17 protein-coding genes are annotated in these 20,105 nt (G+C 66.1%); 8 read left to right on the top strand and 9 right to left on the bottom strand.

What is annotated here, in order from left to right; all coding sequences use genetic code 11:
* Positions 1 to 135 precede the first annotated feature (135 nt).
* Together NO357_RS18065 and NO357_RS18060 are read right to left on the bottom strand one after the other, a co-directional pair.
* A complete protein-coding gene (locus NO357_RS18065; protein WP_306737134.1) occupies positions 136 to 2,445 on the bottom strand; it encodes a molybdopterin guanine dinucleotide-containing S/N-oxide reductase in 2,310 nt (769 codons plus the stop codon).
* Positions 2,446 to 2,727: 282 nt separating this feature from the next.
* Positions 2,728 to 3,657 (bottom strand): hydrogen peroxide-inducible genes activator, encoded by a 930-nt coding sequence (locus tag NO357_RS18060; RefSeq protein ID WP_306737133.1) that lies wholly within the window; start codon positions 3,655 to 3,657, stop codon positions 2,728 to 2,730.
* Between the two features lie 199 nt (positions 3,658 to 3,856).
* On the opposite strand from NO357_RS18060, the gene katG reads away from it, so the two are divergent.
* The gene (katG, locus tag NO357_RS18055) at positions 3,857 to 6,034 is read left to right on the top strand and encodes a catalase/peroxidase HPI (protein WP_306737256.1); all 2,178 of its coding nucleotides are present in this window, start codon (positions 3,857 to 3,859) and stop codon (positions 6,032 to 6,034) included.
* A gap of 269 nt (positions 6,035 to 6,303) precedes the next feature.
* Here the strand turns inward: katG and NO357_RS18050 are convergent, their stop codons facing one another.
* On the bottom strand, positions 6,304 to 7,575 hold the full coding sequence (locus tag NO357_RS18050) for an NAD(P)/FAD-dependent oxidoreductase (protein WP_306737132.1): 1,272 nt from the start codon (positions 7,573 to 7,575) through the stop codon (positions 6,304 to 6,306).
* A gap of 109 nt (positions 7,576 to 7,684) precedes the next feature.
* On the opposite strand from NO357_RS18050, the gene NO357_RS18045 reads away from it, so the two are divergent.
* Together NO357_RS18045 and argE are read left to right on the top strand one after the other, a co-directional pair.
* The gene (locus tag NO357_RS18045) at positions 7,685 to 8,869 is read left to right on the top strand and encodes a M24 family metallopeptidase (protein ID WP_306737131.1); all 1,185 of its coding nucleotides are present in this window, start codon (positions 7,685 to 7,687) and stop codon (positions 8,867 to 8,869) included.
* Positions 8,870 to 8,875: 6 nt separating this feature from the next.
* Positions 8,876 to 10,039: an acetylornithine deacetylase gene (argE, locus tag NO357_RS18040; RefSeq protein WP_306737130.1), complete on the top strand. Its 1,164-nt coding sequence runs from the start codon at positions 8,876 to 8,878 to the stop codon at positions 10,037 to 10,039.
* A 138-nt stretch (positions 10,040 to 10,177) separates the two neighbouring features.
* Here the strand turns inward: argE and NO357_RS18035 are convergent, their stop codons facing one another.
* Genes NO357_RS18035 through NO357_RS18015 form a run of 5 tightly spaced genes read right to left on the bottom strand, consistent with a single transcriptional unit; the run spans position 10,178 to position 14,667 of the window.
* Entirely contained in the window at positions 10,178 to 11,470 is a 1,293-nt protein-coding gene (locus NO357_RS18035; protein ID WP_306737129.1) for an ArgE/DapE family deacylase, read from the bottom strand.
* 9 nt (positions 11,471 to 11,479) lie between these two features.
* Complete coding sequence (locus tag NO357_RS18030; RefSeq protein ID WP_306737128.1) at positions 11,480 to 12,145, bottom strand: 3-oxoacid CoA-transferase subunit B; 666 nt, start codon at positions 12,143 to 12,145, stop codon at positions 11,480 to 11,482.
* Positions 12,132 to 12,824, bottom strand: coding sequence for a CoA transferase subunit A (locus tag NO357_RS18025; RefSeq protein ID WP_306737127.1), 693 nt, complete (start codon positions 12,822 to 12,824; stop codon positions 12,132 to 12,134). The genes NO357_RS18030 and NO357_RS18025 overlap by 14 nt, the downstream gene beginning before the upstream one ends.
* Complete coding sequence (locus NO357_RS18020) at positions 12,821 to 13,327, bottom strand: GNAT family N-acetyltransferase (protein ID WP_306737126.1); 507 nt, start codon at positions 13,325 to 13,327, stop codon at positions 12,821 to 12,823. Before NO357_RS18020 ends, NO357_RS18025 begins: the two co-directional genes overlap by 4 nt.
* Complete coding sequence (locus NO357_RS18015; RefSeq protein ID WP_306737125.1) at positions 13,324 to 14,667, bottom strand: aminotransferase family protein; 1,344 nt, start codon at positions 14,665 to 14,667, stop codon at positions 13,324 to 13,326. The genes NO357_RS18020 and NO357_RS18015 overlap by 4 nt, the downstream gene beginning before the upstream one ends.
* A gap of 192 nt (positions 14,668 to 14,859) precedes the next feature.
* Between NO357_RS18015 and NO357_RS18010 the strand changes: the two genes are divergently transcribed.
* The 5 genes from NO357_RS18010 (at position 14,860) to NO357_RS17990 (ending at position 19,579) form a co-directional block, all read left to right on the top strand.
* Positions 14,860 to 15,762, top strand: coding sequence for a shikimate dehydrogenase (locus NO357_RS18010; protein WP_306737124.1), 903 nt, complete (start codon positions 14,860 to 14,862; stop codon positions 15,760 to 15,762).
* A 117-nt stretch (positions 15,763 to 15,879) separates the two neighbouring features.
* Positions 15,880 to 16,860, top strand: coding sequence for a TRAP transporter substrate-binding protein (locus tag NO357_RS18005; protein ID WP_306737123.1), 981 nt, complete (start codon positions 15,880 to 15,882; stop codon positions 16,858 to 16,860).
* Between the two features lie 70 nt (positions 16,861 to 16,930).
* A complete protein-coding gene (locus tag NO357_RS18000) occupies positions 16,931 to 17,428 on the top strand; it encodes a TRAP transporter small permease (protein ID WP_306737122.1) in 498 nt (165 codons plus the stop codon).
* Complete coding sequence (locus NO357_RS17995; RefSeq protein WP_306737121.1) at positions 17,425 to 18,699, top strand: TRAP transporter large permease; 1,275 nt, start codon at positions 17,425 to 17,427, stop codon at positions 18,697 to 18,699. The genes NO357_RS18000 and NO357_RS17995 overlap by 4 nt, the downstream gene beginning before the upstream one ends.
* Positions 18,700 to 18,703: 4 nt before the next feature.
* Complete coding sequence (locus tag NO357_RS17990; protein ID WP_306737120.1) at positions 18,704 to 19,579, top strand: isocitrate lyase/PEP mutase family protein; 876 nt, start codon at positions 18,704 to 18,706, stop codon at positions 19,577 to 19,579.
* A 5-nt stretch (positions 19,580 to 19,584) separates the two neighbouring features.
* Here NO357_RS17990 and tsaA read toward each other — a convergent pair whose 3' ends face one another.
* Positions 19,585 to 20,070, bottom strand: coding sequence for a tRNA (N6-threonylcarbamoyladenosine(37)-N6)-methyltransferase TrmO (gene tsaA / locus NO357_RS17985; RefSeq protein ID WP_306737119.1), 486 nt, complete (start codon positions 20,068 to 20,070; stop codon positions 19,585 to 19,587).
* Positions 20,071 to 20,105: the final 35 nt, after the last annotated feature.

Genomic DNA, 20,105 nt, shown 5'->3' with positions numbered 1-20,105 from the left:
GGCAAGCGGGCAAGGGTCATCTCCGCGCAGACGCAAGGCGAGGACGAAGGTAGTGCCGCAAGGTGCGGCGAATCAAGACAAAACCCGCCGTCCTGGCTGCGGCACATTGCCAGAATTCACTGCGGGACGCGCGCGTCAGGACGCCGTTAACGGCGGGGGCGCCCCGATCTGTGGCGCAGCAGCGTCGGTGACCGGGCTGACCTGAACCAGGCAGGAATGCGCGATCGGTCCCTGGGCCAGCCGCGAGGTGCCCTTGTCGGGGGTCAGCGCGTTGGGATTGCCGTGGCGGCAGATATCACCGTCAGGATCGGCGGCGGGATCCCACCAGGCGCCGGTGGCGATCTGGATCACGCCGGGGCGGATGGCATCGCTGATCCTGAGCCCGGCAAGGCAGGCGCCGCGGCCATTGTGGAGGCGAACGATCTGGCCTTCCGTCAGGCCGCGCGCGGCGGCGTCATCGGGATGCATCAGCACCGGTTCATGGCCGTCGATGCGGTTGGCGCGGCTGACCTTGCCGTGATCGAGTTGGGAATGCAGCTTGGTCACAGGCTGGTTCGAGATCATGTGCAGCGGCGCCGCCGGGGTGGCATTGCCGAGATATTCCAGCGGCTGCAGCCAGGCGGGATGGCCGGGGCAATCGTCATAGCCGAAGCCGGCGATGGTGTCGGAGAAGATCTCGATCTTGCCCGACGGTGTTTTCAAGGGCTTGCCTTCCGGGTCGGCGCGGAAGCCTTCGAGCATGATCTCGTGTTTCTCGGGGTCGGGAACGCGGAACCAGCCGGTTTCGAGAAGCGCATCATAGGAGGGCAGTTCGATGCCGCCGCGGGCGGCGGCCTGACGGGAGACATCGTAGAGCCAGCGGGTCCAGTCGGCGGCCGTGCGACCTTCGGTGAACTGGTCTTCAACGCCTAACTGCGCAGCGAGGCCGCGGAAAATCTCGTGGTCGTCGCGGGCCTCGCCTACGGGTTCGGACACCTTGTCCATGACGGTGATATAGGGGTTCTTCGGCGTCATCGACAGATCGGCGCGTTCCAGAGGGGTGGTGCAGGGCAGCACGATATCGGCATGGCGGGCGAGCGCGTTCCAGCACCATTCGTTGGCGATGATGGTGTCCGGTCTGGCCCAGGCGCGGCGCAGGCGGTTGAGGTCCTGGTGGTGGTGGAACGGGTTGCCGCCGGCCCACCAGACCAGTTTGACATCCGGGTAGGTGAGGGTGCGGCCGTTGTAGTCGCAGGTGCCGCCAGGGTTTTCCAGCATGTCGGTGACACGGGCGACGGGGATGAAGGTTCTGACCGGGTTCATGCCCTGCGGCAAGGCGGCGTAGGGGATGATGCGGCGGTTGAGGCCGGTATGGTTCATCGCCGAATAGCCGAAGCCTATACCGGTGCCGGGCAGGCCGATCTGGCCCAGCATGGCGGCCAGCGTGATGGCGGCGTGCCAGGGTTGTTCGCCGTGGTCCTGGCGGGTGAGCGCATAGGCGATCGAGATCATCGTGCGGCTCTGCGCCATGCGGCGGGCGAGGCCGCGGATGGTTTCGGCCGTGATGTCCGTGATGGGGGCGGCCCAGTCGGCGGATTTGGGCGCGCCGTCCGTTGCCCCCGTAAGATAGGCAGCGAAGCGGTCGAACCCAACGGTGTAGCGGGCGAGGAAGGCTTTGTCGTGCAGGTCTTCGGCCAGGAGCGTGTGGCAGAGCGCCAGCATCAGCGCGGCGTCGGTCGAGGGACGAATCGGCAGCCAGTCGGCCCGGGCCGTATCGAGAATGTCGGAACGCAGGGGGGAAATATTGACGAATTGCACGCCATTGGCGTGGGCGTTCAGGAGTCCGGCCTTCTGAACATGATTGCCGAGGCCGCCCTGGCTGATCTGACCGTTCTTCAGGGGCACGCCGCCGAAGGCGACGAAAAGCTCGGCGTTTTCGGCGATGGACTCCCAGCAGGTATACCGGTCCAACAGCCCGCGGAAATCGCCCAGCACGTGGGGCACCACGACCTCGGCCGCGGCAAAGCTGTAGGTATTGACCGAGCCGGTATAGCCGCCGATGCAGTTGAGAAAGCGCTTCATCTGGCCCTGGGCATGGTGAAAGCGGCCGGCTGAGGCCCAGCCATAGGAGCCCGCGAAGATCGCCTCGTTGCCATGCTCGGTGCGGATGCGGGTCAGTTCACCGGCGATCAGGCGGTTGGCTTGATCCCAGGAGACCTCGACGAAATCGTCCCGGCCGCGCCGGTCGCCATGGGCGCCGGGACCGTGTTCCAGCCAGCTGCGGCGGATGGCGGGACGCCTGATGCGCAGGGCGTCGTCCTGTGTGGCAATGGCACCCTGGCCAATCGGCGAGGGGTCGGGGTCATGCTCGAACGGGGTCAGGCCGGTGACACGGCCATCCTGGGTTTCGACCCAGTAGGCGCCCCAATGGGAGTTGGTGAAGGGTTTGCGGTCGAGATCTTTCATCGGTTTGGTCCGGTTGCGCAGGTAGGGCCAGCTTAGGGCAAAAGAGGTGGTGGGCGGAAGGGGCGAGTGGGCTGACGTAGAAGGTTCGCTACACGGGTGGCACAAACGGTCAAACGGAGAGGCCGGCGCGAAGAGCGATGCGCCGCAGCTGGCATGGCGTTTTGGTCTTCCAAGGATAGGGCAAGATCGTCGGGCTGCCCCGGTGTCGAGTTTGCCACCGCGTGCGCCAGCGATCCGCGGCGTGGTATCGGGACGGTCGTGCCAACCGGCCTTGATGCTGTGTCAGGCCGGTGCGGTCGCTTTTTGTGCCTGTTCCGCGCGCAGCCGCTCGGCCGAGGTGCGGACGGTATCGGCGATCTGGGCCAGTTGCTCTGCCAAAGGGCTGGTTTTCCGCCAGATCATGCCGACGGTGCGGGCGGGCTGCGGTTCGGGGAAGCGGGCGATGGCGACGTTGGCCGAGCGGGTTTCCACGGCCAGGGCCATTTCGGGGATGAAGGTGACGCCGATGCCGGCATCGACCATCTGCACCAGCGTTGACAGCGACGAGGCATCGAGCCCTTCGCGCGGGCCGCTTTGGCCCATGTTGCAGAAGGACAGTGCCTGGTCGCGGAAGCAATGACCCTCTTCCAGCAACAGCAGCCGCATTTCGCGCAGCATCTCGCGGTCGGGCACGGGTTTGCCCTGGTCCCCGCTCGGGCGCACCAGCACGAAATGTTCGGAAAACAGCGGCACCTCTGCGAAGGCCGGCTCGCCGACCGGCAGCGCCATGATGGCGGTGTCGAGCCGGCCGTCGGTCAGTTCCTGCAGCAGCTTGGGGGTCAGGGTTTCGCGGACATGGATGTCGAGCCCGGGAAACCGGCGGGTCAGATCGCCGATGATGGTCGGCAGCAGATACGGCGCGATGGTGGGAATCACCCCGATCCGCAGCCGCCCGGCCAGGGCGCCGCGCGAGGCACGGGCGAGATCGTCCAACTCGTCGACGGCGCGCAGAATTTCGCGCACCCGGGTGAGGAACTCTTCGCCGAAGCCGGTCAGACGCACCTGACGGGCGCTGCGCTCGAACAGCGGCAGACCCAGCGTTTCCTCCAACTCCTTGATCTGCATCGACAAGGCCGGCTGGGAGATGGCGCTGGCCTCGGCGGCGCGGCCGAAATGACCGTGGCGGGCGAGCGCCTCGAAATAGCGAAGCTGTTTAAAGGTGAAGTTTGCCATAAGGTGAACTTATTGCGATGATCAGAAAATGCAACTTAAACCAATTGATCGGGTTTGTTAGAACACTTCCAGAAACGGGAGAATCACGGGTTGCCGAGAGGCTGTATGGTGACCCGTCTGCGCGAACAGGACGAGACGAAAGCGGAGGCGCCACGTGTGCCTCCGTCGATGAATTTTGAACCTTGAAGGGAGAGACATGATGGACGGAAACAACATCGGTAAATGCCCGGTGGCCCATGGCGCCACCAATGTGAGCATGCGCTCGAACGAGGACTGGTGGCCGAACCAGCTCAACCTCAACATCCTGCGACAGAACTCGGAAAAATCCGACCCGATGGGCGACGGTTTCGACTATGTCGAGGCGTTCAAGTCGATCGATTATGACGCCCTGAAGAAAGACCTGACTGCCCTGATGACCGACAGCCAGGACTGGTGGCCGGCCGACTACGGCCACTATGGCGGCCTGATGATCCGCATGGCCTGGCACGCCGCCGGCACCTATCGCGTGGCCGATGGCCGCGGCGGCGCCGGAACCGGGCAGCAGCGCTTTGCGCCGCTGAACAGCTGGCCCGACAACGGCAACCTCGACAAGGCCCGCCGGTTGCTGTGGCCGATCAAACAGAAATACGGCAATGCGATCAGCTGGGCAGACCTGTTCGTCCTGGCCGGTAATGTCGCGCTGGAATCGATGGGCTTCAAGACCTTCGGCTTTGCCGGCGGCCGTGCCGACGTGTGGGAGCCCGAAGAAGACGTCTATTGGGGCTCGGAGACCGAATGGCTGGCCGACAGCAGCGCCGAGAACAGCCGCTATTCGGGCGAGCGGGACCTCGAAAACCCGCTGGCCGCGGTGCAGATGGGCCTGATCTACGTCAATCCGGAAGGCCCCGACGGCAACCCCGACATCCTCGCCTCGGGCCGCGATGTGCGCGAGACCTTCGCCCGCATGGCGATGAACGACGAGGAAACCGTGGCGCTGACCGCGGGCGGCCACACCTTCGGCAAGATGCACGGCAACGGTCCGGCCGAGGCCGTGGGCCCCGAGCCCGAAGCCGCACCGATCGAACAAATGGGCTTTGGCTGGATTTCTTCGCACGGCTCCGGCAAGGCGGGCGATGCCATCACCTCAGGTCTCGAAGGCGCCTGGAAGCCCAACCCGACGACTTGGGACATGGGCTATCTCAAGGTGCTGTTCAAATACGAATGGGCGCTCGACAAGACCCCTGCAGGCGCCAATATCTGGATTGCCCAGGATGTCGAACCCGAAGACATGGTGGTCGATGCCTTCGATCCGTCGAAGAAACATCCGCCGGCAATGACAACGGCCGACATGTCGATGCGCTACGATCCGCATTACGGCCCGATCGCACAGCGATTCCTCGACAACCCGGACCAGTTCGCCGATGCCTTCGCCCGCGCCTGGTTCAAGCTGACCCACCGTGACATGGGCCCGAAAGCGCGCTATGCCGGCCCGGAAGTGCCGGCAGAGGACCTGATCTGGCAGGATCCGATTCCAGCCTCGGAGACCGATCTGTCGGACGCCGACGTCAAGGCACTGAAGGCCAAGCTGGCAGACGCGCTGAGCGTGTCGGACCTGGTGAAGACCGCCTGGGCCTCGGCCTCGACCTTCCGGGGCTCGGACAAGCGCGGCGGTGCCAATGGCGCGCGCATCCGGCTGGAGCCGATGAAGGACTGGGACGCCAACGAGCCGGCCGAGCTGGCCCGCGTGCTGGGCGTGCTGGAAGGCGTGAAAGCCGACTTCGGCAAGCCGGTGTCGATGGCCGACCTGATCGTGATCGGCGGGGCCGCCGGTGTCGAGGCGGCGGCAAAAGCTGCGGGCCATGACATCGAGGTTCCGGTGACGCTGGGCCGTGGTGATGCAACCCCGGAGCAGACCGAAGTCGACAGCATCGCCTGGCTGGAGCCGCAGGCCGACGGGTTCCGCAACTGGCAGCGCACCGAGTTCACCATCTCGCCGGAAGAGCTGTTGGTGGACAAGGCGCAGCTACTGACCCTGACCGCGCCGGAGATGACCGCGCTGATCGGTGGCCTACGGGTCATCGGCGCCAACCACGGCGGCAGCAGCCACGGCGTCTTCACCGACAAGGTCGGCGCGCTGAGCAACGACTTCTTCGTCAACCTGCTCGACATGGGCACCGAGTGGTCGGACAACGGCGACGGCACCTATTCCGGCAAGGACCGGGCGTCGGGCGCCGAGAAGTGGACCGCCACCCGGGTCGACCTGGTGTTCGGCTCGAACTCGCAGCTGCGGGCGCTGGCCGAGGTCTATGGCCAGAGCGACAACGAAGCCAAGTTCGTCAGCGATTTCGTTGCCGTCTGGAACAAGGTGATGAACGCGGATCGTTTCGATCTGGCGTGATCTGACGCGCGAACGTCCGTCCCCAGCCTGTTCGGTTCGGGACGGGCATTCAAGGAAGGGCGGCCCCGGAGTTGGGGCCGCCTTTTTTTGTGCCGGGAACGCGGGGATGTCCGGAGGGCTCTGTCTCTGTGGAAGTCGGGCGGGAGATGATTTTGCGTGGACAGGTGTCGGAACCGGGGGATGCGCCGGGTCGGCGGCCTTTGTCCCGGCCCGGTGGTTCTCCGGTACAAGATCAATCGCACTGGGGGCGGGACGCGGCGCCGGGGGGGTCAGAAGCTCTTGAGCAGTTGATTGGCGGCGAAGGCGGTATGGTAAAAGCCGGTCTTCAGTGTGCGAAACGGGATCGGCTTGGGGGCGGTGATCGGGATCGGCAGCGAGGAGTCGGATGCGCCGGTCAGCAGCTCGGCCAGGGCGCGGCCGAACATGGTGCCGGTGGTGATGCCGCGACCATTGTAGCCAATCGGGGCATAGAGACCGTCGGCCAGGCGGTGGATGCGGAAGATGTGATCCGGGGTCATGGCGATCTGGCCGTGCCAGGCGCTCTCGAAGTCGACCGGTCCGAGATCGGGGTAGAGCCGGGCCAGCCGCCGCGCGGCCCAGCGGCGCGATAGCCCCGAGGTGCCGCCATGCGCCGTGCCCATCGAGCCGATGACCAGCCGCCCGGCCGCGTCGCGGCGCAGGGCGAACATGATCGGCGCGGTATCCCACAGGCCCTGGCCCTCGCGCAGGATATCGGCGACACGGTGCCCCAGCGGCACGGTCGCGAGCTGGAAGAAATGGATGGTGGTGTAGGTCTGTTTCAACCCGGGCCAGAGGCCGTCGGTGTAGGCGTTGGTGGCGAGCACCACGGTTTTAGCCGTGACGGTGCCGCCGGGCGTCGTGAGCTGCCAGAGACCGTTGGTGTTGGTGAGCGCGGTGACCGTCACACCTGTCGAGACGGTGGCGCCGGCGGCCATGGCGGCCCGGGCGAGGCCACGGGCATAGCCCATCGGGTTGATGGTGCCGGCCCGGGGATCGAGCAGCCCGCCGTGGAACCCCGAACTGCCGGTCCTGTCGGCGGTTTCGGCAGCATCGAGCAGCCGCACCGGGGCTCCGAGCGCGGCCCAGCCGTCGGCCCGGCGGGCGAGGTCGGCAAGGCCTTTCGGCGAATGCGCCGCGTGGATGGTGCCCCGGCGGGTGGCCTCGCAGCGGATCTGGTGTTTCTCGATCAATTCGAAAACATAGGCCGGCATCTCGCCCAGGGTTTGCACCAGCGAGCGGCCGAGCTCGGCGCCCAGCTCGGCCTCGACATCCTGCGGCGGCAGCCAGAGCCCAGCATTGACATAGCCGACATTGCGCCCCGAGCCGCCGAACCCGATGGATCGCGCTTCGAGCACGTGGGCCGACAGGCCGCGTTCGGCGGCGTGGAGCGCGGTGGAGAGTCCGGTATAGCCGCCGCCGACGATGGCGAGGTCACAGGTCGTGTTGCCGGCCAGCGGGCGATCGTGAGGGGGCTCTTCTGCGGTGTCGTCCCAGAGCGAGATCGGGGGGGCGTCGGGCATGGCAACTCTCCGGCCGGGTCGACGCAGGTTGGCGGGATTCCGTCGCTTGTGTCAAACGCTGAATCGCGCCACCGTGGCAGGGTCGGGTCGGATACATCGGGAGTGTGGGATGCGAGACGGAATAGCGCCGTTCAGCGCGGCGGAATACGAGCGTCGGATCGGTAAGACGCGGGCGGCGATGGAGAAGGCGGGGATCGATGTGCTGTTTGTCACCGACCCGTCGAACCAGGCTTGGCTGACAGGTTACGACGGCTGGTCGTTCTATGTGCACCAGGGGGTAATCCTGGGGCTGGAAGGCGAGCCGGTCTGGTGGGGGCGGTATATGGACTCGGTCGGCGCCGGGCGGACCGTGTGGATGGATGAAGTCAACATCATTGGCTACGGCGATCATTTCGTGCAGTCGACGGTGCGCCACCCGATGCAGGACCTCGCGCAGCACCTGCGTGAGCGCGGCCATGAGACCGCCCGGATCGGTGTCGAGATGGAGAATTACTATTACTCTGCCAAGGCTCATGCCGTGCTGGGCGAGGAACTGCCCGCGGCAGAACTGGTCGACGCCACCGCGCTGGTGAATTGGCAACGACTGGTGAAATCCGAGGAAGAGATCGGGTTCGTTCGCAAGGCGGCGCGGATCTCGGAAAAGGTGATCCGGACGGCCATCGAGCGTGCGGCGCCCGGGGTGCGCAAGAACGATTTGGTTGCCGACATCTTTCACGCCGGGATCACCGGCGTGGGCGAGGATTGGGGCGATTACCCTGCCATCGTGCCGCTGACGCCGTCGGGGCTGGATGCCACCGCGGCGCACCTGACCTGGAACGGGGCACCGATGAGGGCGGGCGAGGCGACGTTTTTCGAGCTCTCAGGCTGTTACCGGCGCTACCATGCGCCGCTCTGCCGGACGGTTTTCCTGGGGACGCCCTCGGAGGATATGCGTCGGGCGGAGGCGGCGCAGATGGAAGGCATCGCGGCCGGGCTGGAGGCGGCGCGGTCCGGTAACCGGACTTGCGATGTGGCCAATGCCTTCATGGCGGTTCTGGCGAAACACGGGATCGAGCGGCAGGGGCGGATGGGCTATCCGATCGGACTGTCCTACCCGCCGGATTGGGGCGAGCGCACGGCTTCGATCCGCAGTGAGGACGACACCGTGCTGGAGCCCGGCATGGTGTTTCACTTCATGCCGGCGCTGTGGATGGACACCTGGGGTCTGGAGACCACCGAGACGATCCTGATCACCGAGGACGGCCCGGCGGAATGCCTGTGCGACGTCGAGCGCAAGTTGTTCGTGAAGGAGTGAAAGGCGTTGAGCAAACTTGACGATACGATCCAGAGCCTGAATGACCTGATTGCTTTTCCGACGGTGTCCTCGGACAGCAATCTGGAGATGATCGATTACCTTGCGAACCGGCTCGACAGCGCCGGGGCGCGGGTGGACGTGTTCCACGACGAGACCGGCACCAAGGCGAACCTGTTTGCCACGATTGGCCCGGAGGTGGATGGAGGCATCGTGCTGAGCGGGCATTCCGACGTGGTACCGGCGCTGGAGGCGGACTGGACCAACGACCCGTTCGACATGATCAAGCGCGATGGCAAGCTTTACGGGCGCGGTGCCTGCGACATGAAGGGGTTCATCGCCGCCTGCGTCGCCATGGCGCCGGGGCTGGCGGGGCGGGTGACGGACCGGCCGCTACATTTCGCCTTCACCTATGACGAGGAGGTCGGCTGCCTGGGGGCGCAGTCGCTGGTTGACAGCCTGACCGCGCGGGCAATCCGGCCCGGCGTGGCGATCATCGGCGAACCGACCGAGATGCGGATCATCGAGGGGCACAAGGGCTGCTGCGAATACACCACCCGGTTTGAGGGGCTGGCTGGTCACGGCTCGGCGCCTGAGCGCGGGGTCAACGCGGTGGAATACGCGGTGCGTTATTTCTCCCGGCTGTTGGATCTGCGGGAGCAGCTCAAGGCCCGGGCGCCCGGAGACAGTAAGTTCGATCCGCCCTGGACGACGATCAACCCCGGCAGTCTGAAGGGCGGCGTGGCGCATAACGTGATCGCCGATCACGCCACGGTGGAGTGGGAGATGCGGCCGGTGACCGATGCCGACGCCGCGTTCGTGCGCGAAGAGATGCGCGCCTACGTGACCGACGTGTTGCTGCCGGCGATGCAGGCGGTGTGGCCCGAGGCATCGATCAGCACCGAAGTGATCGGCGAGGTGGCGGGGCTGGTGCCGACCGACGTAAACGAAGCCAGGCGGATGCTGATGGAACTGACAGGAGCGAACGGGGCCGACCTGGTGCCGTTCGGTACCGAGGCGGGCCTGTTCCAGGAGATGGGTATGGACGTGGTGGTCTGCGGGCCGGGCTCGATTGCGCAGGCGCACAAGGCCGACGAGTTCGTGTCGCTGGAGCAGATGGGGCTGTGCCTGGAAATGCTGGAGCGGCTGGGGGACAGGTTGGCCGCAGGTTAAGGCGAGCCGTTTTCCGACGCGGAAAACGGTTCGGAATTCAGCACGAATTCCGGGGTGTGTGCCGATAACGGTACGGTTTCGTTTCCCGCGTCGGGAAACGAGACGGAAATCGCGTCGATTTCCGGCGCGGCGGTGAGGTCACACAGTCTCCAACCCGCACCAGTCGGCGATGAACAGCGCCGTGGTTTGCGTCACCCGGCGGACGCTGTCGAGGTCGACCCGTTCGTTGAAGCCGTGGATGGCCTCGGCCCTGGGGCCATAGACCAGCGCCGGGGTATCGGCGTAAAGGCCGAAGAAGCGGGCGTCGGTTGTGGCGGTGGTGGGGCCGCGGTCGAGCGCCGTGCCGGTGACGGCGGTGTGGGCGGATTCCAGTGTGCCGATGGCCTGCTGCGCGGTCGTCGAGCTGTCTTCGGAGAGCGCGTAGCCCTCGGCTTCGAAGCCGTGATAGACGATCTCGGGCAGGTTGTTGCGCAGGAAGTCGCTGGCCCGCGCGGCCTCCATCACCACCGCTTCGATCTCGGCCTTGGCCTCGGGGATGCTTTGCCCCGGATAGAGCCCCATGCGCAGGTCGAGCACCGACCAGGCCGGCACCGAGCTGGCCCAGTCGCCGCCTTGGATCTTGCCGACATTGAGGTTCAGCGGGTGATGCACATGGGCGTAGTCGGGGTGTTTGGCGTCATCGGCGTTCCAGCGGTCTTCCATTTCGTGCAGGGCGGCGAGCAGGGGAATGGCGGCCTCGATGCCGTTCGAGCCGGAGCCGGCATAGGCGACATGGGTGGGCAGGCCTTTGAGATGCAGCTGGAACCACAAGACACCCACTTGTGCCGTGATGAGGGATTCCGCGAAAGGTTCGGGGATCAGCGCGGCTTCGGCGGTGTAGCCGCGTTGCAGGCAGGCCAGTGCGCCGTTGCCGGTGCATTCCTCTTCGACGACGGATTGGAAGAAGACGTCGGCCGCCGGCGCGAACCCGCAGCGGCGCAGTGCGTCGAGGGCGAAAAGGTTGGAGGCAAGGCCTGCTTTCATGTCGCCAGCGCCGCGGCCATACATCCAGCCGTCATCGACGCGGGGGTCGTAAGGCGGCGTGTCCCACATGTCCAGCGGGCCTTCGGGCACAACGTCGATATGGCCGTTGAGGATCAGCGAGCGGCCGTTCCGCGTGGCGCTGCGGTGCGTGCCGACGACATTGACCGCGTCCTCGTAATTGCCGATCACCGGCGAGAATCCGGGCAAGTGGCGGATATCGTCGACGTCGATCTGCCAGCGGTCGACCTTGTAGCCGCGTTGGGTGAGTTCCGAGGCCATGAAGTCCTGGGCGCTTTGTTCGCGGCCGCGGGTCGAGGGATGCGAGGTCAGTTCAGAGAGAAACTGGGTCTCGGCGTCGAACAGATCGTCGACGGCGTTGAGAATCTCGGTTTGTGACTTGCTGTCCATGGCAGCCTCTCAAAAGGTTGGGATGTCTTGCGGCAGGGTGAGCGGGGCGCCGGTGGCCTCTTGTACCTCGTTGACCGTGGTGCCGTCGGCCAGTTCGACCAGGGCGAAACCTTGAGGCGTCACGTCAATTACGGCCAGGTCGGTGAAGATGCGGTTGACGCAGGCCCGGGCGGTGAGGGGGAGGGTGCAGCGGTCAAGCAGTTTCGGGTTGCCGGCGCGGTCGGTATGGGTGGAAAGCACCACGACGCGGGCCGCCTTTTGCGCCAGTTCGATGCCGCCGCCGGCGCCGGGTGAGAATTTTCCGGGGATCTTCCAGTTGGCGAGATCGCCGTTCTGCGCCACCTCGAACGCGCCCAGCATGGTCAGGTCGAGCCGGCCGGACCGGACCAGCGCAAACGAGGTGGCGCTGTCGAAAAACGCGCTGCCCGGTATGGTCGAGACATAGGCGCCGCCGGCGTCGATCAGGTTGCGGTCGGCCTTGGCATGGGGCTGGACGGGGCCAATGCCGGTGAGCCCGTTCTCGGTATGCAGGCACACGGGAAAGTCGGACGCAAGGCGGTTCACCACCTGCTGCGGCAGACCGATGCCGAGATTGACCACCATGCCGGGCGCGATCTCGCGGGCGGCGCGGGCAAGCATGCGGGTCTTGGCGTCGGGTCTGTCAGCGGCGGACAACTTGGTATTCCTCGGAAATCTCGGTGAGTGGCACCACGTGGTCGACGAAGGGGCCGGGGGTGTGGACCTGATCGGGCGGTAACTCGCCCAGCGGTACGATGTTCTCGGCCTCGGCGATCACCCTGTCGGCGGCCATCGCCATCAGCGGGTTGAAGTTGCGGGCGGTGGCGGTGAAGGTCAGGTTGCCGAACGGATCGGCGCGGTCGGCGTGCAGAAGCGCCACGTCGGCGCGCAGCGCGGTTTCCAGCATCACCGTCTCGCCGTTCACCACGACGCGGGGTTTACCGGCGCCGATTTCGGTCTCCATGGCGATATCGGTGAGGATGCCCTTGAGCCCGGCACCGCCGGCGCGGACGCGTTCGGCGAGGATGCCCTGGGCGCAGAACTCGACCTCGATCCGACCGTCGTTGAACATCGACACGGCGCGGGGGTTGAGGCCGATATGGGTGACGATGAGCTTCCGGACCTGGCCGTTGGCAAGGAGGTGATCGACACCCATGCCCTGTTCGTTGGCGTCGTTTTTTATGATGGTGAGGCCCTTCTGGCCCTGGCGGACCAGTTCGCGGATCATGGCGAAGGCCGTGCCGGGGACGCCGAAGCCGCCCAGCATGATGGTGGCGCCGTCGGGGATGCGGGCAATGGCCTCTGCCATCGACGTGGTCTTGTCAGGCAGGATCATGGCCGGGCTTTCATAGTGTCCGAGAGCGTGTGAAAGGCAGGGCCTGGCAGAACCATCAGCCGCGCGCCGGGATAGGTGTTGAACCCCAGCCGGTCATAGAACCGCGTGGCGCCGGGGTTGGTGTCATGCACGGTGAGCGCCAGATAGGCGGCCCCCCAGGCGGTGGCCGCGTGCGCGGCGACGGCTGCCAGCAGGCGCTGGCCCAGATGTTGGCTGCGCTGGTCGGGGGCGACCCAGAGATCCTGGACATAGGCGCCGGGAGCACCGCGCAGGGTGGAGAAATGGCGGAAAAACAGGGCCAGGCCGGTCAGGGCGTCCGCAGGGCCGGCGATCATCGTGGAAAAGGCGGCTGACGGGCCGAAGCCGTGGGCTGAAATGGTGCCAGCCGTGGTCGAGAAATGGTCGCTTTCGCCCAGCTCTTCCGCCAGCCGCGCCAGCATCGCGGCGATGGCGGGGGCGTTTTCGGGGTGCGCCAGGCGGATATCGGGACTGTCGCCGCTCACGCGGCGCTGTCCTTGTCGAGGCCGGTTTCGGCGGCGAACTCATCCAGCGCCTCGGTCAGCAACGCCATGATCTCGTCGATCTGCGGCTCGGTAACGATCATCGGCGGGCAGACCAGGAAATGGTCTCCGCTGATGCCACCGCGGGTGCGTCGCGAATAGATGATCAGCCCCTTGTCATAGGCGATGTTGACCAGCCGGTCGAAGGCGCCCAGCTCTTTCGGCAGGGGCTGCATCGTGGTGCGGTCGGAGACAAGTTCGAAGGCCAGCAAGAGCCCCTTGCCGCGGACGTCGCCGATAAACGGGAAGCGGTTCTTCAGCGCGTTGAGCCGGGCCTTGAGCTTGTCGCCCATGGCGGCGGCGTTGCCGGTGAGGTCCTGGCGCTCGATCTCGTCGATCACGGCAAGGCCGGCGGCGCAGGCCAGCGGGTTGCCGGCATAGGTGTGGCCGTGAGCGAAGCCGCCGGCGTCGAGCACCGCCTCGACGATGTCGTCGCGGGCGATCATCGCGCCCAGCGGCACGTAGCCGCCGCCGAAGCCCTTGGAGATCGAAATCAGGTCAGGCACGGTGCCCCAGTGCTCTGCGCCCCAGAACTTGCCGGTGCGGCCGCCGCCGGACATCACCTCGTCATGGATCAGAAGCACGCCGTAGTCGTCGCAAATCTCACGGATACGCTGCATGTAGCCCGCGGGCGGGACCAGTGCACCGGTCGAGGCGCCGCCGACCGGCTCGACGATGAAGGCCAAGACGGTTTGCGGACCTTCGTCGAGGATCGTCTGTTCGAGCATGTCGGCGTAGTGTTTGCCTGTCGCCGGGTCGTCGGGGTCGAGCCCGTCGAGATAGGCGCGCGGCGCCGGGATCTTCGGCATCTCACGCATCATCGGTGAAAACGGCGCGGCGAGCGGGGCATAGCCGGTGACCGCCAGCGCGCCCAGAGTCGAGCCGTGATAGGATGGCATCCGCGAGATGACCTTGTAGCGCTGCGCCTCGCCGCGCGTCAGCGCGTATTGGCGGGCGAGTTTCAGCGTGCTTTCCACCGCTTCGGAGCCGCCGGAGACAAAGAACACGCGGCCCAGTTCCTCGGGGCAGAGGGCGGCGGTCTTGTTGGCGAGCCTTTCGGAGGCCTCGGTCTGGAAATGCAGGCGATAGCCGAAGGTGGATTTCTCCATCTGCTCGCGCATCGCCTGGAGAACGGCGGGGTTGGAATGGCCGATATTCGAAACCATCGCGCCTGAGGAGCCGTCGAGATAGCGCTTGCCGTCCTTGGCCCAGAGATAGATGCCTTCGGCGCGGTCGAGTTCGGGGCGGGCGAGGCGGCTTTGGTAGAACAGCCTGTTTTTCATGTCGGTTTCCGCTGTTTGTCGATGTCGGTCCCTGTTGCGGCGGCGGGTCGGGGGGCCCGGGCTGGACGCGTCACTGCCGGTCGTGGTCATGACGTGATAGCCATGATGATCGATTCGCACAAAAGGACTCGGGTGTGACGTGGCGGCGGGACCGGGTACGACGCAGCGGCGGGAAAGGACAGGGAATGAGCCATGGCGCGTGATCTGGGCGGGCAGATTGCCGAGGCCGTTGACGGGGCCGGGCCGGACACGGTGCTGGTCGGGCTGATCGGCAAAGGCATTCAGCGGTCGCGGAGCCCGGCGATGCATATGGAGGAGGCGCGGGCGCAGGGGATTGACCTGCGCTATGTGCTGTTCGATCCGGACGCCTGGTCCGGGGCCGAGCCGGCCGTGCAGGACATGTTGGCGGCGGTGGAGGCGGCCGGGTTTGCCGGGGTGAACGTGACCTATCCCTACAAGAAGGCGGTGGTGGCGCATCTCGATGTGCTGTCGGAGTCGCCGCGGCAAGTGGGGGCGGTCAACACGGTGGTGTTCCGCGATGGCCGCAGGCATGGCCACAACACCGATTTCTGGGGCTATGCCGAAAGCCTGCGCCGCGGGTTGCCCGCGGGGCCGTTCGGGACGGTGCTGCTGCTGGGCGCCGGCGGGGCCGGCAGTGCGGTGGCGCATGCGCTGAAATCTCTGGGAGTGAGGCGGCTTCTGATCGCCGATACGGACCGGGACGCGGCCGCGACGCTGGCCGCGGCGGCGGCGGGCGCGGTTTGCGTGGATCTGGCGGCTGCGGCGGCGCAGGCTGACGGGATCGTCAATGCCACGCCGGTGGGCATGGTCAAGCTGCCGGGAACGGCGATTGACCCGGCACTGCTGGAGCCGCGGCAATGGGTCAGTGACGTGGTCTATTTCCCGCTTGAAACCGAGCTGTTGGCCGCAGCAAGGGCGCGGGGCTGTACTTGCCTCAACGGCGCCGGCATGGCGGTGTTCCAGGCGGTGCGGGCCTTTGAGCTGTTCACCGGGCGTGAGGCCGTCAGTGCCCGGATGCGGGCCACGTTCGATGCGTTCGACCACGCAGCCCGGGCTGGCGGGGAGAGATCCTGATCACGTGCCGGTGGGCCTGGCAGGGAAACGAACCTTGCGTCGGAACGGTAAAAGACGCTTGCCTGACGCCGGGTCAACACTAATCTGTCTGCAATCAGAACATGGGAGGAGAAAAGTATGTTCAACAAAGCCCTGTGCATGGCCGCGGTGATGGCGGCGATGGGAAGCTCGGCCCTGGCGACCGAGAAGATGCGGATTTCGTTGCAGTTGCCGCTGACCAGTCACCTCGGCGAAAACCTGCTGCTGTTCGAAAAGGAAGTCGAGGCGCGCACCAACGGCGCGATCGACGTCGAGATCTATGACAGCGCCCAGCTTTATAAGGACAAGGAAGTGCCCGCCGCCGTCGGTTCGGGGGCGATCGAGGCCGGGGTGGCGTCGCTGACACGCTATGTCGGCGACGCGCCGGCGGTCGACGTGTTCTACATGCCGTTCCTGTTCAACACCGAGGACAAGGTCCGTGCGGCGGTGGCCGAGGGTAGCCCGGTGCGCAGCGCGCTCGAGGCGGAAGTGGCCAAGACCGGCGGCCAGATCCTGTTCTGGCAAGCCTATGGCGGCGCGATCATGCTGTCCAATGGTGGCCCGATCAAGACGCCCGAGGACATGAAGGGCAAGAAAGTACGGGTCTTCGGCAAGACGCTGGGAGACTTCGTCTCCGCCGCCGGTGGTGCGCCGACGCTGATTTCCGGCTCGGAGCAGTATCTCGCCTATCAGCGCGGCACCGTCGATGTCGGCATGACCGGCGTGTCGGGGGTGAAGTCGCGCAAGCTCTGGGAGGTGATGGATACGATCACCGTGACCAACCACGCCGATATCGAGTTCGTCGTAGTGGTCAACACCGAGTGGTGGAACGGCCTGAGCGAAGAGCTGCGCGGCCAGATCACCGAAGCTGCCGCCGTGGCCCAGGCCGACGTGCGCGACCGCATGTCCCAGATCGAGGCCGATGCCTATGCCGCGGCCAAGGAAAACGGCATGACGGTGGTCGAACTCAGCGATGAGGATCTCGCGGCGTGGAAGGCCGTGGTCCAGCCGGTCTACGACGCCTATCTCGCGGCGGCCGGTGATGTCGGCAAGTCGATCCTCGACGCGGTGGACAACTGATCGCTGCCGCATGAACATCCGCCCGGGCGGCATCGCCGCTGCCCGGGCGTGACCGGCGCCGGGGAAGGCCATGCAAATCATCACCACGATCTCGCGCCTGGCGGGCTATCTCGGGGCCGCCTTGATGGCGCTGACCGGCGTCATGCTGACCTATGAGGTCGTGGCACGCTATTTCTTCACACGGCCGACGACATGGGCGGCCGAGTTGAGCCAGCTCTGCCTGATCTGGGGCTGCCTGCTGGCGATGGCGCATGTTCTGGCGACGCGGCGGCACATTACCGTCAATGCGGTGACGAACCTGCTGCCGCCGCCGTGGCAGCGCATCTGCGTTGCGGTCGCGCTGATTTTCATCATCGTCTTTTCGGGCATCGTCGCGATCTGGGGCTGGGATATCTTCCATGACAGTTTCGTGCGCGGTCGCACCACGGGGTCGCTTCTGAACCTGCCGACCTGGGTGGCCGAACTGTCGGTGCCTGTCGGATTTGCCTTGCTGACGGTGCAGTCGGTGGTCGAGCTTGCCAAGCTGCGCACGGGTGGCGCGACGAGCCTGGGGGGCAGCCACGAATGACCATCGTACTGATTCTCGTGACGCTGTTCGCGCTGTTGCTGCTGGGGGTGCCGGTGGCCTTCGCTCTGGGCGGGCTGGGGTTGGGAATGCTGATCTTCGGGGGCTTTTCGCCGCTGATGGCACCGCAGGCGATCCTGTCGACGCTCGACGGGTTCATCCTGCTGGCGGTGCCGCTGTTCCTGCTGATGTCGAACATCCTGCTCAAGGGCGGTGTCGGGCGCGATCTGTTCGCCGCGGTGCAGGCCTGGGTCGGACACTGGCCCGGCGGGCTGGCGGTGGCGACGATCCTGAGTTGCGCGCTGTTTGCCGCGATCTCGGGCTCGTCGGTTGCGACGGCGGCCACCATCGGCACGGTTGCCATCCCAGAGATGATCAACCGCGGCTATGAGCGGCGCTTCGTTTATGGCCTGCTGGCCGCGGGCGGCACACTGGGCATCCTGATCCCGCCGTCGATCCCGATGATCGTCTATGGCTTCGTCACCGAGCAGTCGGTGATCGCGCTGTTCCTGGCCGGGGTCGGCCCGGGGATCGTGCTGGTCGGGCTGTTCGTGGTTTTCGCCATGCTGCATGCCCGGTTCTCTGACGCCTATCAGCCGGTCGCCAAGGCAACCTGGCCAGAGCGGTTGGGCGCCACGCTCAGGGCGCTGCCGTCGCTGGCGCTGGCGGTTCTGGTGGTGGCGGGGCTCTATTCCGGGGCGTTCACCCCGACCGAGGCGGCGGCGGTGGGCTTTGCCTTGGCGCTGATCATCACCGCGCTGCTTTTGCGCACGCTGACCTGGCGCGCTCTGTGGGAGGCGGTGCGCGATTCCGCCATCACCACGGCCGCGATCCTCTTGATCATCGCCGGGGCCAAGGTGTTCGGTAAGGCCATCGCGCTTTACCGAATTCCGCAGGACATCTCGGCCTTCATCTCGGCCAATATCGACGGGCCGATGCTGTTCATCCTGGCGATCTCGGTGGTGCTGTTGCTGATGGGGCTGGTGTTCGAGACCCTGTCGATGATCCTGATCATGACGCCGGTGCTTCTGCCGGCGGCGATGCGGCTGGGTTTCGATCCGATCTGGTTCGGCATCTACATGGTGATCATGGTCGAATGCGCCCTGATTACCCCGCCGGTGGGGCTCAACCTCTATGTCATCCAGTCGGTGGCGCGGGCGACGCTGGCGGATGTGGCACGCGGGGTCTGGCCGTTCCTGGTGCTGATGCTGGCGACGGTGGTGCTGCTGTACGTCTGGCCCGACCTGGCCCTCTACATTCCGTTCAAATGGTGATCTCATGACCCAAGCCGCACAGTTGCGCGCCCTGCTGGCGCAGGACAAATGCCACGTGATGCCCTGCTGTTTCGACGCGTTGTCGGCCAAGCTGATTGCGCAGGAAGGCTATGATCTGACTTTCATGTCGGGGTTTGCCGCCTCGGCGAGCCGCATCGGGGCGCCCGACCTCGGTCTGATGAGCTATGGCGAGGTGGTGGACCAGGCGCGCAACATCGCGGATGCGATCCCGATCCCGCTGATCGGCGATGGCGATACCGGCTATGGCAACGCGATGAACGTGCGGCGCACGCTGCGCGGCTTTGCCCGGGCGGGCTGCGCGGCGGTGATGATCGAGGATCAGCTGGCGCCGAAGCGCTGTGGCCACACGCCGGGCAAGGCCGTGGTGGGGCGCGAGGAAGCGTTCGACCGGATCCGCGCGGCGGCGGACGAGCGCGAAAGCCTGCGCGAAGCTGGCGGCGATATCCTGATTCTGGCCCGCACCGACGCCCGCCACGAGCATGGGCTTTCCGAGGCGATCGACCGGGCGGCGCGGTTTGCTGAACTGGGGGCGGATATCCTCTTCGTCGAGGCACCGAAGACGGTCGCGGAGATGCGCAGTATCTGCGACACTCTGCCGGGACCGAAGATGGCCAACATCGTCGAGGGCGGCGAGACGCCGGACCTGCCGAATGCCGAGCTGCACGACATAGGGTTCGCGATCGCCGCCTATCCGCTGTCGCTGATGGCGGCCGCGATGCAGGCGATGGTCACAAGCCTGCGGGCGATGCGCGACGATCAGCGCCCCGGGCAGATGGATTTCGCCGAACTGCGCCGGCGGATCGGTTTCGACGGCTATTACGAGGTTTCCGAGGCCTATGCCTCGTCCCGCCGTGATTAGGGGCGTCATCCGCCTTCGGTCGATTTCGGCGGTGCCTTGGGGGTGAAGGCGGAGCGGTCGGGCTTGATGTCGAGGAGCGGCGTGCCGTCGATACAGTCGAGGCCGCGCACCACGACCTCGCCCGCTTCGATCCGCACCAGCCGGACCAGAGCGGTGCCGATCGGATTGGGCCGCACCGGCGAGCGCAGCGCGAAGGTGCCGAAGACGCGGTCATCATGCCGGGGGGCCTGGACCACCAGGTCGCGGCGGCTGCGGTCGAGCCAGTAGAGCACTTCCAGTGTCTCGTAATCCTCGAGCCCCTGTAGCGCGGGGTGCCAGACCGGATCGAGCACCAGGCGACAGTCCGGTCCGTCCTGCCGGCCCTGGCGCGGGCAGGCGGCGCGGTCGGGAAACGGGGTGCGGATCGTGCCGATGAAACGCAACTGCGCATCGCGCGCCGGGGCGATCTCGACGCGGCGTTCTTTTGGTCGGATATCCTGTTCAGTGGTCATGTACATGGTCCGGTCTGCCGGGTGCGATACAGGTA

The sequence above is a fragment of the Marimonas arenosa genome, from assembly GCF_030848945.1.
Taxonomy (GTDB): Bacteria; Pseudomonadota; Alphaproteobacteria; order Rhodobacterales; family Rhodobacteraceae; genus Marimonas; species Marimonas arenosa.
Note: the sequence above shows the minus strand (reverse complement) of the source record. Positions and strands in the feature narration are given on the sequence as shown.